The sequence below is a fragment of the Agrobacterium vitis genome (genome assembly GCF_037039395.1).
GTDB lineage: Bacteria > Pseudomonadota > Alphaproteobacteria > Rhizobiales > Rhizobiaceae > Allorhizobium > Allorhizobium vitis_E.
The window spans coordinates 3,269,459-3,282,621 of the sequence record NZ_CP146242.1 but is presented as its reverse complement, the minus strand read 5'-3'; the positions used below and the strand labels follow the sequence as shown (position 1 = coordinate 3,282,621).

13 protein-coding genes are annotated in these 13,163 nt (G+C 57.8%); 6 read left to right on the top strand and 7 right to left on the bottom strand.

The features are described from left to right. Positions 1-89: 89 nt before the first annotated feature. Entirely contained in the window at positions 90-965 is an 876-nt protein-coding gene (locus tag V6582_RS17675) for an SDR family oxidoreductase (RefSeq protein ID WP_156630464.1), read from the top strand. A gap of 130 nt (positions 966-1,095) precedes the next feature. Here the strand turns inward: V6582_RS17675 and V6582_RS17670 are convergent, their stop codons facing one another. Continuing rightward, the gene (locus V6582_RS17670; protein WP_156630463.1) at positions 1,096-1,848 is read right to left on the bottom strand and encodes a pyridoxine 5'-phosphate synthase; all 753 of its coding nucleotides are present in this window, start codon (positions 1,846-1,848) and stop codon (positions 1,096-1,098) included. Between the two features lie 275 nt (positions 1,849-2,123). On the opposite strand from V6582_RS17670, the gene V6582_RS17665 reads away from it, so the two are divergent. Then, on the top strand, positions 2,124-2,531 hold the full coding sequence (locus V6582_RS17665) for a hypothetical protein (RefSeq protein ID WP_156630462.1): 408 nt from the start codon (positions 2,124-2,126) through the stop codon (positions 2,529-2,531). A gap of 72 nt (positions 2,532-2,603) precedes the next feature. Then, positions 2,604-3,296, top strand: coding sequence for a MerR family transcriptional regulator (locus V6582_RS17660; RefSeq protein WP_156630461.1), 693 nt, complete (start codon positions 2,604-2,606; stop codon positions 3,294-3,296). Positions 3,297-3,337: 41 nt separating this feature from the next. Here V6582_RS17660 and V6582_RS17655 read toward each other — a convergent pair whose 3' ends face one another. Beyond that, positions 3,338-4,468 (bottom strand): ATP-dependent DNA helicase, encoded by a 1,131-nt coding sequence (locus V6582_RS17655; RefSeq protein WP_060717892.1) that lies wholly within the window; start codon positions 4,466-4,468, stop codon positions 3,338-3,340. Between the two features lie 48 nt (positions 4,469-4,516). Then, a complete protein-coding gene (locus tag V6582_RS17650) occupies positions 4,517-5,110 on the bottom strand; it encodes a LysE family translocator (protein WP_156630460.1) in 594 nt (197 codons plus the stop codon). 149 nt (positions 5,111-5,259) lie between these two features. Between V6582_RS17650 and V6582_RS17645 the strand changes: the two genes are divergently transcribed. Further along, the gene (locus V6582_RS17645) at positions 5,260-6,105 is read left to right on the top strand and encodes an aldo/keto reductase (protein ID WP_156630459.1); all 846 of its coding nucleotides are present in this window, start codon (positions 5,260-5,262) and stop codon (positions 6,103-6,105) included. An 18-nt stretch (positions 6,106-6,123) separates the two neighbouring features. Here the strand turns inward: V6582_RS17645 and V6582_RS17640 are convergent, their stop codons facing one another. The 3 genes from V6582_RS17640 to V6582_RS17630 form a co-directional block, all read right to left on the bottom strand. Further along, positions 6,124-6,438: a hypothetical protein gene (locus tag V6582_RS17640; protein WP_156630458.1), complete on the bottom strand. Its 315-nt coding sequence runs from the start codon at positions 6,436-6,438 to the stop codon at positions 6,124-6,126. Between the two features lie 182 nt (positions 6,439-6,620). After that, positions 6,621-7,193 (bottom strand): acetolactate synthase small subunit, encoded by a 573-nt coding sequence (gene ilvN / locus V6582_RS17635; RefSeq protein WP_156630457.1) that lies wholly within the window; start codon positions 7,191-7,193, stop codon positions 6,621-6,623. 20 nt (positions 7,194-7,213) lie between these two features. Continuing rightward, positions 7,214-8,992, bottom strand: a complete 1,779-nt coding sequence (locus tag V6582_RS17630) for an acetolactate synthase 3 large subunit (RefSeq protein ID WP_156630456.1) — start codon at positions 8,990-8,992, stop codon at positions 7,214-7,216. 387 nt (positions 8,993-9,379) lie between these two features. Between V6582_RS17630 and V6582_RS17625 the strand changes: the two genes are divergently transcribed. Together V6582_RS17625 and V6582_RS17620 are read left to right on the top strand one after the other, a co-directional pair. Further along, a complete protein-coding gene (locus V6582_RS17625) occupies positions 9,380-11,461 on the top strand; it encodes an ATP-binding protein (protein WP_420360151.1) in 2,082 nt (693 codons plus the stop codon). Between the two features lie 183 nt (positions 11,462-11,644). Then, positions 11,645-12,832 (top strand): MFS transporter, encoded by a 1,188-nt coding sequence (locus V6582_RS17620; RefSeq protein WP_156630453.1) that lies wholly within the window; start codon positions 11,645-11,647, stop codon positions 12,830-12,832. Between the two features lie 66 nt (positions 12,833-12,898). Here the strand turns inward: V6582_RS17620 and V6582_RS17615 are convergent, their stop codons facing one another. Continuing rightward, a complete protein-coding gene (locus V6582_RS17615; protein ID WP_156630452.1) occupies positions 12,899-13,153 on the bottom strand; it encodes a hypothetical protein in 255 nt (84 codons plus the stop codon). Positions 13,154-13,163 lie beyond the last annotated feature (10 nt).

Here is a 13,163-nt window from a genome sequence, read left to right as displayed (position 1 = left end):
CAAGCCTGTAATGCCTTATATCCGCTGGATAATTTTTCCTTCAACCAATTCCGGTTTAAGGAATTATGCAGTAGCTGGGATAGGGAAATATGACCAAAATTCTGATTACCGGAGCCTCCGGAAAGCTTGGAAGACTTGTCATCAACCATTTGCTGGAAAGCCAGCATGTTGCCGCCGCCGATATCGTCGCCGCCAGCCGCAACCCGTCGGGTCTGGCAGATCTTGCCGCAAAGGGCATCGAAACGCGGCGAGCCGACTTTACCGATCCGGCATCGCTTGACCAGGCCTTTTCCGGCATCGAGCGGCTGCTGATCATTTCCACCGATGCCATCGGTTCCCGCATCGAGCAACACAAGGCAGCGATTGCCGCCGCCGCCAATGCCAAGGTCGACCGGATTTTCTACACATCCATGCCAAATCCGGACACATCCAAGATCCTGTTTGCCCCCGAACATGCGCAGACCGAACAGGCCATCAAGGCTTCGGGCCTCGCCTATACGATTTTGCGCAACAACTGGTACATGGAAAATCTGTTCCTGACGCTACCATCGGCGCTGGCCAGCGGCCAGTGGTATACATCCGCCGCAGAGGGCAAGACCGCCTATATCGCGCGGGAAGACATTGCCCGCGCCATTGCCAGCGCTCTGGCCAAGCCTGTCACCGAAAATATCATCTATACGCTCAGCGGCAGCCGCGCCTATACCAACAGGGAAATTGCCGCCCTGGTCGAAAAAGCCACGGGCAAGCCGCTTGCCGTGGTCGACATCACCGACCAGCAGTTGGAAGACGGCATGGTCGCTGCTGGCGTTCCCAAACCCGTAGCCCCTGTATTCGCCTCAATCGATACAGCCATCCGCGCCGGTGACCTGGATGTGATAACCGATGACGCGCAAAGCTTGTCGGGTCATCCATTGCTGCCGCTGGAGACCTTCATAGAAGCAAACAAGACCTCCCTTATCGGCTGATCGATCCATATCGACCACCGAGACAGGCTCTCTTGACCTCAGAATGACGCCAGGCAATCTCTGATCAGCATGGCGTCATCCTGGATGGCACATCTGGAGTATGTAGATCTGGATAAATGACGCGTGGACTTCAGACCAGCTCGCCACAGGCCCGGCGAAAACGCCGGACGGTTTCGGCCATGCCGAATTCCAGCGCGTCCGCCGTCAGCGCATGACCGATAGACACCTCGGCCAGGAACGGGACCCGCTTAGCCAGCGCCGGAAGATTGGCGACCGTCAGGTCATGACCACCGTTAACGCCCAGCCCCAACGCATGCGCCGCATCAGCCGTAGCGCCCAGAAGCGCAAGTTCACTGGCCGCTTTTTCTGGCGCATCGTAGCAGCTACCATACGGCCCCGTGTAAAGCTCGATCCGGTCGGCGCCCGTCGCCTTGGCCGTGGCAACCGCCTGCGCATTTCCATCGCCATCGGCAAACAGTGAAACCCGCATGCCAGCCGTCTTCAGCCGCGCAACGACATCTGTCAAAAACGCTTGATGCGCGGCGAAATCCCAGCCATGATCCGAGGTAGCCTGAGACGGATCGTCCGGGACCAAAGTCACCTGCTCCGGCTGCGCTTCTTCGCAAAGCTGTAGAAAATCTTCGCTGGGATAACCCTCGATATTGAACTCGGCCTTTGGAAACTCGTCATCGATCAACGCCCGCAGCAGCGGCAGGTCGCTGAACCGGACATGCCGCTGGTCGGGCCGCGGATGAACCGTCAGGCCTTGGGCGCCCGCCTGAAGCGCAAGGCGACCGAAATGCCGGACATCCGGCCAGGGAAGATCGCGCCGGTTACGCAGCATGGCGATGGCATTCAGATTGACGGATAATTTTGCTGGCATTGGCGAAACCCGTTTTCTTACTGCGGCGCTCTACGTCCGCACCCAGACGGTCATCGCCGTCCACCCACTTCTGTAAAACCTTGGCGCAGAAAAGACCAACGAGATTATGCAATAAATCGATGGAAATTGATGATCGGTCACGACTGCATAATTGTTTAAACCGGAATCGGTTTGAAGAGAAAATTATGCAGCAGACATAAAAAGCGACAGCGCCGTGCGCCATATATGGCGCATGGCGCTGTAGAAATTACCGGATAATACCAAGGTCATTGAAAATGCCTCTTGGTATTCCCTTTGCATACGCCTTCAAGACGAGGATGCGTGAGCATCTTCGATGCCCTTGTATAAAACAGGGACTTGCTTTGCTTGCTTCTGTTTTGCGCAAACCGAACCGTAAATCCATCTGGTATGAACAGCACGGACAAAGCTTGAAGGCGCATTCGAATCTCCACGCCAGGAAAATAATCTCGAAGAAAACATCCGAAGCCCTAAAAACCAGTGGTTTGAATTTTAGTAAAACTGATGATAATATTACAAACAAGAGTTTAGAGCGAGAATTTTTAGGTCGGACATCATCACGTTTTGGAAATTCTTTGGCGGGGGCCTCAAGTATTTCCAGGTTTCGAGCATCAGGCAATCACCTCTCCTGGGTAGCGCAACAGAATATTGCAACCCTTGGATAGATCAACCGAGAACGATATTGGAACGAATTGAAAATATTTCCCGACATTATCGGGACAAGGGGGACTTATCGCATGGCAGGCCAACCCGACTTTCTTGACGTTACCGGATCCATCACTCCCACCCTGAAAGCAGGTCTTGCCATGATGCCGGATCTGCCTTTGCCCGAGGATCTACCACCGGAGCCGGTGGCAATTTCCGAAATGGCCAATCTGTTTGGCGTCACCCACAGGACCCTGCATTTTTATGAGGAAAAAAATCTCCTCTCCTCAAGCCGCATGGGGCTGATGCGGGTCTATTATCATCGAGACATTATCCGCATGGCCCTGATCAACACCTGCCGGGAGATCGGCATGCCGATTGCCGCCATTCAGGACCTGTTTGCCGAATTGAACGGCACCCTCTCTCAGGCGCAGGCCAATGAGCTTCTCAACGCGGCGCTGGAGGCACGAAAACGGGAATTGATTGCATCGCAATCGATGATGTTTCGCCAGATCGAGCAGATCAACAGCCTTCTCACCCGTGAAGATGACCAGAGCGAGACAGAGATGCCGCCACTGCGCCATGGCATAGATCTGACCGAACTGGAGCATCAATGCCTGTCGCTGATGGCGGAAGGCTATACCCAGGTGCGGGTGGCGCGAACCATGCAAATGACCTTTGAAGCCGTGATTGCGCTGGAAGCCAGCATTATGCGCAAGGTCCAGGCGACAAACCGGTTCCAGGCAGTGGCAAAAGCGGTTCTGCTGGGCATCGTCGCCAATTAGAAAAGCCGACCGCTTAGCGCACGCCCCTTACCGTACGCCCCTTACCGGACAATGGTCAGCGTCTCCGCCGCACGGGTTACGGCGGTATAGAGCCACCGTTCGCGCGTATCACGAAACGCCCAGCTTTCATCAAACAGCACGACATTGTTCCACTGCGAGCCCTGGGCCTTATGCACCGTCAGCGCATAACCATAATCGAACTCGTCATAGCGTTTGCGCGTCGTCCAGGGAATTTCAGTCTCGACGTCTTCGAAGGCTGCTTTCAGCAGCTTGATCTTGGCCGCACCGCGATCCATGTCGTCGTCTTCCGGCTTGATCAGCAGGTTCATGCCGGGTTTCACCGTCTCCCGCGACGAGGTCATCACCTGCCAGAGCGAGCCGTTCAGCAGACCCTTGACCTGATCGTTGCGCAGGCAGACCAGTTTGTCGCCCGATTGCGGGTAATCGGCGGTAAAGCCCTTCAACTCACGCAGCCGCTTGTTATAGCGCCGCCGGGTCTTGTTGGTGCCAACCAGAACCTGATCGCAATTCAGCACCAGATCCTGGGTCACCTCATTCTTGGAAATCACCCGCGCCGTGCTGCCGTAATCGCCATGCATGATTTCCTTGCCTTCGCGGATCTGCATGGCGAGCTGGATGATCGGATTGTCACGCGCCTGGCGATGAATATCCGTCAGCAGATAATCCGGCTCCTGCTCAGTAAAGAACCCGCCGCCGGTGACTGGCGGCAACTGGCCCGGATCGCCCAGGACAAGGATCGGCGTGCCAAAGCTCATCAGGTCACGGCCAAGCTGCTCATCGACCATTGAGCATTCGTCGATGACGATCAGGGCGGCCTTGGCCACCGGGCTTTGCCGGTTGACGGAAAACATCGGCGTCATCGAGGTCTTGCCGGTTTCCTCGTCCGACACTTCCTCTTCGCCTCGCGGACGATAGATCAGCGAGTGAATGGTGCGCGCCGTCGTCGCCCCGCGCGAGCGCAAGACCTGCGCCGCCTTGCCGGTAAAGGCTGCAAACAACACATCCCCATCGACATTCTCGGCAAAATGCCGGGCAAGCGTAGTCTTGCCGGTTCCGGCATAGCCGAACAGACGGAAAACCGGTGTCTTCCCCTCCTTCAGCCATTTGGCAACGGCCTTGAGAGCTTCATCTTGTTGAGGTGCAAATTCCATAGCGAGGAAATGCGCGGATTCGCAGGGCAAAAGCAAGAACAAAGCGTTTTATGCCAGCATAGGCCACAGGCTTACGACCAGCAGCAAGGCCATGGCGATATTGAACCACTTCAACCGCACCGGATCGGACAGCCATTCCCGCAGCACTGAACCGAATCCCGCCCAGGCCGAGACGCTCGGCACATTTACCAGCGCAAATACCAGGCCGACCAGAAAGACCGTGAACCAATAGAATTCCGGATTGGTATAGGTCGCCATCGCCGTGACGGCCATGACCCAGGCCTTGGGATTGATCCATTGAAAACCCGCTGCGGCGAGAAAGGACATCGGCGCGGCCTGCGCCTTGCCTTCGCTGAGGCTGCGTGATGAGCCGATCTTCCAGGCAATCCACAGCAGATAGAGACCACCGGCAATTTTCAGCCCGTGATACAGCACGGGCACTGCTGCAAGCAAGGCGCCCAACCCCAGGCCAACGCCAATCAACAGCGTGAAAAAGCCAGCACCAATGCCAAGCATATGCGGCACAGTCCGCAGAAAGCCAAAATTTACCCCTGACGCAAACAGCATCATATTGTTCGGTCCCGGCGTAATCGACGTGGTGAACGCAAAAAGGATCAAGGCGACAAGCGTTTCGGGTGTCATGAAAATGGTTCCGGTTCAACAGTAGGTCAATATAGCTGACCTATCATCTCCGTCCATCAGCAGATTGTATCGGTGACATCATTTACAGTTCCCAACTTGCCCGTTCCAACCACGCTGCTATCCTGACCGAACACTTTGGGAGAACGATCATGAACGATACCCTTCCGACGATTACCCTGCCTTCCGGCCAAATCGTGCCAGCACCTGGCCTTGGCACCTGGATGATGGGTGAGAATTCGGCCGCGGAAAAAGATGAAATTGCCGCCATAAACCATGCCCTCGATCTCGGCATGACAGTGATCGACACCGCTGAAAAATATGGAGATGGCAGCACTGAACGCATTATCGGGCGAGCCCTGAAAACACGACGCAACGAAACCTATCTGGTCTCGAAAGTCGCGCCATGGAACGCCAGCCGAGAGGGCACGATGAGCGCTTGTGAAGGGAGCCTCAAACGGCTCGGCACCGACTGCCTCGATCTCTATCTGCTGCACTGGCGCGGCGAACACCCGTTGGCGGACACGGTCGATGCATTTGAGACATTGAAACGTCAGGGCAAAATCAAAGCCTGGGGCGTCTCGAATTTTGATGTCGATGATATGGAGGAATTGTTTGCCGTCGAAAATGGCGCAAACTGCCAGGCCAACCAGATCCTCTACAATCTGAGCCGCCGTGGCGTGGAATATGATCTACTGCCCTGGTGTCAGGAGCGCGGCATCGCCATTATGGCATATTCGCCGATTGAGCAGGGACGACTACTCAAACACCCCACGCTGATCCAGGTGGCAAAGGCCAATCAGGCAACGCCTGCCCAAGTGGCGCTTGCTTTCCTGCTTGAGCGCGACAACGTGCTGCCGATCCCCAAGACTGCAAACCGAACCCGGCTGGACGAAAATCTCGGCTCTATTGAAATCGAACTGACGGACGAAGATCTGGCGCGGCTCGATGCTGCATTTCCACCGCCGCAACGCAAGCAGCCGTTGGAATTGCTGTGAACTGCGCGGTTTTTCCTATCAGCCCTTCAAACAGGCCTGCAAGCTTACCTGGCTGGCGGCCTCACCATCTGAACCATAGGCATCGTAGCAATCCAGCGCCCATTCGCTAGAAGCATCATCGCCGAGCGCGCTTTGCTCGTCATGGGGCGCCTGATGCTCGAGGGGAAGACGCGAGGTCTTGGGTAGCTTGATCTCCATGAAAGGAGAGTCCGTCTCCGGTGATGCACTGACAAAAGACGCCGAAGGTATTTGGCGTTCAACAAGTCCCTTTGCCGCAAGACCAGCCGGAAGAGACAAGGATGCGATAAGAATAATGACTGTTGCTGCTTTCATGGCAGGCTCCCGTGTTTGGTAAGCCGTTAACGCGCCATTAGCACTTTTGTTCAAATCAGGGCAGCGAACTTAAAATCACATTGCCGTGTATTTCAGATCTACCAGCAAAGCCGATGGTAATACCGGTTTGCGACCGCTCGATATCACTTCATCTCGAGCGGTCGGCAATTTGGCTTTGGCGGTTACATGCCCTGCGAACCACGGTTCATCGCGGCGATGCCAGTGCGGCAGACTTCGTTCAGCCCCAGCGGCTTCATGATCGACACGAACTGATCGATCTTCGAGGATTTTCCGGTGATCTCGAAGATGAAGTGATCGACCGTGGCATCCACCACCTTGGCGTGGAAAGCATCGGCCAGCCGTAGCGTTTCGGCCCGCATTTCGCCGGTCGATACCACTTTGACCAATGCCACTTCCCGCTCGATTGGCCGCTCCTGGCCGAGCTGGCGGGCGCGCACCGTCAAATCCAGCACCCGGTGGACCGGTACGATCCGCTCCAGCTGCGCCTTGATCTGCTCCAGCACCAGTGGCGTGCCACGCGTCACGATGGTGATGCGCGACAGATGCGCCTCATGCTCGGTTTCCGAGACGGTCAGGCTTTCGATATTGTAGCCGCGCCCGGAAAACAGGCCGATGACACGGGCGAGAACGCCCGGCTCGTTATCGACCAGCACCGAAAGCGTATGATTCTCGACGGCCGCAGTTTCCGGGGAGATGAAATAAGCCGAACCGGTCGGTTGTAGGTGTGCGTTCATAACTCTTGCTCCTCCTGGGGTTAAACGAGCTGACGGCCCTTGGCATCGATGGCCGTTGCCACCGCATCGTCCGTCGCCTCGTCCGGCAACAGCATTTCGTTATGCGCCTTGCCCGATGGGATCATCGGGAAGCAATTGGCGAGGTTCGCCACGCGGCAATCGAAGATGACAGGCTTCTTGACGTTGATCATCTCCAGGATCGCATCATCCAGCTCATCCGGCTTTTCACAGCGGATGCCGACCGCGCCATAGGCTTCCGCCAGTTTGACGAAATCAGGCATGGCTTCGGTGTAGGAGTTGGACAGCCGGTTGCCATGCAGCAGCTGCTGCCACTGGCGCACCATGCCCATATACTGGTTGTTGAGAATGAAGATCTTCACCGCCGCGTTATATTGCACGGCGCAGGACATTTCCTGAATGCACATCTGGATTGAGGCATCGCCGGCAATGTCGATGACCAGGCTTTCCGGATGGGCGATCTGCACGCCAATCGCCGCCGGGAAACCATAGCCCATCGTGCCGAGACCGCCCGACGTCATCCAGCGGTTCGGCTGTTCGAAACCGAAATACTGCGCTGCCCACATCTGGTGCTGGCCAACCTCTGTCGTGATATAGGTGTCGTGACCCAGCGTCAGCGCCGACAACCGCTCGATGGCGTATTGCGGCATGATCACATCCTTGGACGGCGTATAGGAGAAGGACTTGCGCGCCTTCCAACCGGCAACGCTGGCCTTCCATTCCGCCGTCTGGGCCGCATCCGGCTTTTTCGCCAGCGCCCGCCATTGACGCACCATGTCTTCCAGAACATGGGCGATGTCGCCGGTGATCGGAATATCGACGCGCACCGTCTTGTTGATCGAAGACGGATCGATATCGATATGGATCTTCTTGGAATTGGGCGAAAACGCATTGAGACGGCCGGTAATGCGGTCATCGAACCGCGCGCCGATACAGACCATCACGTCGCAATCATGCATGGCCATATTGGCTTCATAGGAGCCGTGCATGCCCAGCATGCCCAGCCAGTTCTCGCCCGATGCCGGATAGCTGCCCAGGCCCATCAGGGTCGAGGTGATCGGAAAATCGGTGAGGCTGACCAGTTCGCGCAGCAGCTTGGAGGCTTCCGGGCCGGAATTGACCACACCGCCACCCGAATAGATCACCGGACGCCGGGCGCTGGCCATCAGCTCGACTGCGGCCTGGATCGCCTTGGAATCGCCCTGCATTTTCGGCTGGTAGCTGCGCTGGATCGTATGGTTTTCCGGCGGCGTATAAGTGCCGGTGGCAAATTGCACGTCCTTCGGAATATCGACGACGACAGGGCCGGGACGCCCCGTCTGGGCAATACGGAAGGCTTCATGAATGACCCGGGCCAGATCGTTGACGTCCTTGACCAGCCAATTGTGCTTGGTGCAGGGACGAGTAATACCGACCGTGTCGCATTCCTGGAACGCATCCGAGCCAATCAGCGTGGTCGGCACCTGGCCGGACAGGCAGACCAGCGGAATGCTGTCCATCAGAGCGTCCTGCAAGGGCGTGACGGCATTGGTGGCGCCAGGGCCGGACGTGACCAGCATGACGCCTGCCTTGCCGGTGGAGCGGGCATAGCCTTCGGCTGCATGGCCTGCACCCTGCTCATGACGCACGAGAATGTGCTGGATCTCGTCCTGCTGGAAGATTTCGTCATAGATCGGCAGCACAGCGCCGCCAGGATAGCCGAATATATGCTCGACCCCATTATCCTTCAGCGCCTTCAAAACAATTTCCGCGCCGGTCATCCTGTTATCTGTGCCAGTCATGTCTGCTCCCGATATTTCCCGAATGCTGCTGTTATCGTGATTTTGGCCATAAAAAAAGGCCCCTGGAAGGAGCCTGTCTGTCGCGCATGGGAGGCTATTGCCTGACGGTCACACCGTCATGCCCATGCGCGTACCCACCACGAGAAGAATGTTAAAATTGATCATGGGCAAAGTGATAGCCAGTCTGACAGCAAGCGTCAACGGCAAAAAGCCTGCAAATGCGGCAGGAGGCGCACATTTTCGAAGCATCTGCGCCCGTCTTGCCGACAAGACGATATACCGGATCTTAACAGCAGGCGGCTACCATCGCTGGTCGGTCCCTTTGCCAACCGATCTTTTGCCAGCCCAATCTTTTGCCGTCCCCGGTCCATCACAGATGAGCGCCTTTTGCAAAACCCTGATCTTCCATTTCCTGGCTCCGCTCTTTCCACCCCATCCGCCGGGCAGGATCGCCGTGACCAGATGACCCCCGGCAATCGTTTTCTTGGCCGTGTGGTTGCCTGCAATGGCGCACGCGCCACGATTGCCGCTACCGCCCAGGAAGGCGGCACCGACCTGACGTCGCTCTGGTCTGTCGGGCGGCTGATTTCCATTACCGTCGAGGAAAACCGTGTCGTCGCGCTGGTCTATGCCATGCGCACCGAAACCGGCCTGTGGAGCGAAGATAAAGATAACGGCTTCATCGTCGATGTCGAGCTGATGGGCGAGGTCTGCCGGGGGCCGGATGGCAGCGAAGTTTTTACCTCAGGCATTACTCAATATCCCTATCTTGGCGCCGTTGCCCACCGCATCCGCGTCGCCGACCTGAAGCGGATCTACGATTCGAAAGAAGGCGGCAGTTGCAAGATCGGGCGCTTGAGCCAGGACGATTCCATCGACGCCACCATCCATATCCCTTCCATGCTCTCCAAGCATTTCGCCGTGGTCGGCTCTACCGGCGTTGGAAAATCCACCGCCGTGTCCTTGCTGCTGCATAAGGCAATTGCCGCCGATCCCAAGCTGCGGGTGCTGATCCTGGATCCCCATAATGAATTTGCCGCAGCCTTTGGCAGCCAGGCCGTGGTGATCGACACCGACACGCTGGACCTGCCCTTCTGGCTGATGCGTCTCGAGGAACTGACCGAAGTGCTCTACCGGGGCAGACCCGCCGTGGTCGAGGAACTCGATGTTTTGCGCGACCTGATTCCGGAAGCCAAACGCGCCTTTAAAGGCACAGAATCAGGCCTGACACGCCGCAGCGAGCGGGCTGGCTTTACCGCCGACACACCTGTTCCCTACCGACTGTCGGACCTGCTGGCCGCCATTGACGAGCGGATCGGCAGACTGGAAGGCCGCGACGAAAAGCCCGCCCTGCGGTCGCTGAAAATGCGGATCATGTCGGCGGTCAACGACCCGCGCTATCGCTTCATGTTCTCCAGCAACACGATCAGCGATACGATCATGGAAACCGTCGCGCATATCTTTCGCGTGCCGGGCCATGGCAAGCCGATTTCCACGTTCCAGCTGGCCGGCATCCCATCCGAGATCGTCAATTCCGTCGCATCGGTCCTTTGCCGCATGGCCTTCGAGCTGGCGCTCTGGTCGAACGGCGCGATCCATATGCTGGTGGTCTGCGAGGAAGCGCATCGATATGTGCCAGCGGACCCCAGCCTTGGCTTTTTCCCGACCCGGCAGGCCATTGCGCGGATTGCCAAGGAAGGCCGCAAATACGGCGTCTCGCTCGGCATCATCACCCAGAGACCGGGGGAGCTGGACCAGACCATCCTGTCCCAATGTTCGACTGTTTTTGCCATGCGGCTTTCCAACGACAGCGATCAGGCCATCATCCGCAAGGCCCTGCCCGACAGCTCAATCTCCGCCACCAGCTTCATTTCCTCGATAGGCAATGGCGAAGCGATTGCCTTTGGCGAAGCGATTGCCGTGCCGATGCGCATGCGGTTTGATCGGGTGGACCAACGCCACCTGCCCAAAGCCAGCGGCAGCACGCTGGCTCCCTCTGAAGACATGCCAGATAATATCGACCTCAGCGAGGTGATCTCGCGGATGCGCGCCAGCGCAGAACCGGATATTTCAGGCTTTCAACATAGCTATCGTGTAGCGGAGCCGGAAGCGTACAGGCCGCCCGTTCCCAATCCTGAGCCGACCATCACCACCCCACTTGCCGAACCATTCCGCGCCCCGACCTTCGAGCCGCCGGAAGCGCCGCGCCCGATCCTGCCCAGCCCGCCCATCGAGCCCTACCGGCCCGACATGTTGCCCGGCACAGAGCTTGGCACCTCACCCGCTGCACCCCGCCCCGAACCCGCCTCCGGCTTTCGCCCTGCCAGCGCCTATGCTGGCCTGCGCAAACCGGATGCCCAAACCCTGTTTGCCGCTGCCCCCTCACCCGCCGTGCCGCCACGGCGCGAGCCGGGCATGAGCTTGCGCGAGAGTATCCTGAAAAAGCCGCTGGGCGGGTTGAAGGATTGAGTGTGATCGCCGACCCAGCGATGCCACCACACAGGTATTGACAGACACCATGTTCGAAATTATCAATCCCGTGTCAGACGCTCTGACCGTAAGCGTATAACGTGAAGCAACGCACTATCGATCCTCGGTGATCGGAGTGCGTTTTTTTGTGCCCGAGCGACCGAGGATAGCCAGGAGAAAGTCATGGCTTTCCAAAAGACACGCGACCCTGCGCAGGGTCGCCTTTTCATACTGACAAGCGTCCTCTTCATTTCCTATCTCTGCGTGGGAATATCGCTGCCAATTATTTCTATTTATGTGACCGGCCAGTTGGGCCTCGGCAATTTCTGGGCCGGTCTTGCGGTTGGCATCGCCTTCCTCTCCACCATTGTCAGCCGGAGTTTCGCGGGCAGGTTTTCCGATATGCGCGGTGCAAAGCCCGCTGTCAGGCACGGGCTCACCTTCTATATCGCCGGAGCGCTGATATCGTTACTGTCCGGCTTGCTATCGTCCATGTCGCTTTGGTCATTCGCCATCCTGATTGCCGGACGCATCGTGCTGGGACTGGGCGAAAGCCTGGTCGCCGTCGGCATTATTGCCTGGGGCATAGGAACGATCGGCCCCGCCCGCTCTGGACGGGTTTTAGCCCTGGTCGGTGCGGCTATTTACGGCGCGCTTGCCATCGGCGGTCCAATCGGCCTTGCTCTTTTCGAGTATCTCGGCTTTGCCGGAACAATGGCAATCAGCGCTGTATTGCCATGCCTCGGCATTGTAGCAATCACTCCGCTTGCAGGTATTGCCGCCCATCCAGGTGCAACACGCACGTCATTCCTGAAACTGCTCGGCCGGATATGGGCGCATGGCTCAATCGTTTGCTTGCAGGGGATAGGTTTTGCCGCTATCGGCGCATTTTTTGCCCTGCATTTCCGTGAGCAGTCCTGGGCCTATGCTGGGCTAGGTCTCTCGGCCTTTGGAGGTGGGTTCGTGCTCGTTCGCATTTTCTTCGGCCACCTGCCGGATCGCGTCGGAGGTCTGCCCGTCGCCATCGTGTCGCTGCTCGTCGAAACGGTCGGACAGCTATTGATCTGGTCCGCGCCGGACCCGCTGCTGGCGCTCGCCGGTGCGTTCCTGACCGGGCTGGGCTGCTCAATGATTTTCCCCGCGATGGGGCGGGATGTCGTGCGCCTGGTGGAGCCGCATCTGCGCGGCACCGCACTCGGCGGATTTTCCGCCTTTCAGGATCTCGCCTATGGCCTGACCGCACCGCTGACCGGCATTCTTGCCGATCATGCTGGCTACCGTAGTGTCTTCCTGATCGGCGCACTCGCCGCCGCCATGGGCCTCTTCATCGCGCTTGTGCTGATCAGCCAAAAAAAGACCGCGCAGGTCTGACCCATCACCAGAAATCCTCTGTCCCGCGCAGGCTATCCCATTTGTCGGGGCAGAGGAGTTTTATCGTTAGACGCCGCCCCGCTTCGCTGCATCAGCCAGCACGCTCAAGTGTCGCTCGATCAGCGTCAGGAAGGCAATCGTGCCGCAGACCAGGGCTGCAACCAGAATACCGCCCAAACCGCCGATGACAGCACCGGGAATGGAAAGCTCACCGGTATAATAGATGCCGCGCGTGGCGCCGGATGCGGTCGCTATGGTGATGATCAGCAGGGCAAACAGGATGTTGAGGGCGGACAGGGTTCTGGCGAGAAAGTGGTTCATAGAAGCTCCG

Coding starts and splice junctions, on each gene's coding strand:
- V6582_RS17670 (WP_156630463.1), bottom strand. CDS start 1,848: ATGCCAGCAAAATTATCCGTCAATCTGAATGCCATCGCCATGCTGCGT.
- V6582_RS17665 (WP_156630462.1), top strand. CDS start 2,124: ATGCCTCTTGGTATTCCCTTTGCATACGCCTTCAAGACGAGGATGCGT.
- V6582_RS17645 (WP_156630459.1), top strand. CDS start 5,260: ATGAACGATACCCTTCCGACGATTACCCTGCCTTCCGGCCAAATCGTG.
- V6582_RS17640 (WP_156630458.1), bottom strand. CDS start 6,438: ATGAAAGCAGCAACAGTCATTATTCTTATCGCATCCTTGTCTCTTCCG.
- V6582_RS17655 (WP_060717892.1), bottom strand. CDS start 4,468: ATGGAATTTGCACCTCAACAAGATGAAGCTCTCAAGGCCGTTGCCAAA.
- ilvN (WP_156630457.1), bottom strand. CDS start 7,193: ATGAACGCACACCTACAACCGACCGGTTCGGCTTATTTCATCTCCCCG.
- V6582_RS17620 (WP_156630453.1), top strand. CDS start 11,645: ATGGCTTTCCAAAAGACACGCGACCCTGCGCAGGGTCGCCTTTTCATA.
- V6582_RS17615 (WP_156630452.1), bottom strand. CDS start 13,153: ATGAACCACTTTCTCGCCAGAACCCTGTCCGCCCTCAACATCCTGTTT.
- V6582_RS17660 (WP_156630461.1), top strand. CDS start 2,604: ATGGCAGGCCAACCCGACTTTCTTGACGTTACCGGATCCATCACTCCC.
- V6582_RS17675 (WP_156630464.1), top strand. CDS start 90: ATGACCAAAATTCTGATTACCGGAGCCTCCGGAAAGCTTGGAAGACTT.
- V6582_RS17650 (WP_156630460.1), bottom strand. CDS start 5,110: ATGACACCCGAAACGCTTGTCGCCTTGATCCTTTTTGCGTTCACCACG.
- V6582_RS17630 (WP_156630456.1), bottom strand. CDS start 8,992: ATGACTGGCACAGATAACAGGATGACCGGCGCGGAAATTGTTTTGAAG.